This is a genomic window from Sphingomonas sp. CCH15-F11 (genome assembly GCF_001557005.1).
GTDB lineage: Bacteria > Pseudomonadota > Alphaproteobacteria > Sphingomonadales > Sphingomonadaceae > Sphingomonas.
Map to the genome: position 1 here is coordinate 1 of NZ_LSKG01000146.1, position 415 is coordinate 415.

General features: G+C 66.7%; 1 protein-coding gene. It reads left to right on the top strand.

Annotated elements, in window-relative coordinates:
• A partial coding sequence (locus AX709_RS15290) for an alpha-hydroxy-acid oxidizing protein (RefSeq protein WP_197432041.1) occupies positions 1–262 on the top strand: 262 nt, incomplete at its 5' end.
• Positions 263–415 lie beyond the last annotated feature (153 nt).

The following is a 415-nucleotide window of genomic DNA, read 5'->3' on the forward strand; positions in this document are numbered from 1 at the left end:
GCCGACGATCGCGGATGCGGTCGCGGATCGGCTGACGATCCTGGCGGATGGCGGCGTGCGGTCGGGCCTTGACGTCGTGCGCATGCTGGCGTTGGGCGCGAACGGCGTCCTGCTCGGCCGGGCCTGGCTCTATGCTTTGGCCGCAAGCGGCGAGGCCGGCGTCACCAAGCTGCTCGGCCTGATCGCCAGCGAGATGCGGGTCGCGATGACGTTGACTGGCGTCAATCGGATTGCCGCAATCAATCGATCGATTCTGGTCTGAGGGTTGCCCGTCGGGCCGTGTCGTCGGCTATGAGCGCCTAACGCCCGCCGACGATCGGGAACCAGTCCGGGCGGCGCGGATCGACGCGAAAGCGCGCATAATAGATCCTATGCAGGCCGGATCGGCTATGCCGTTGTTCCGTCAAACCCCACG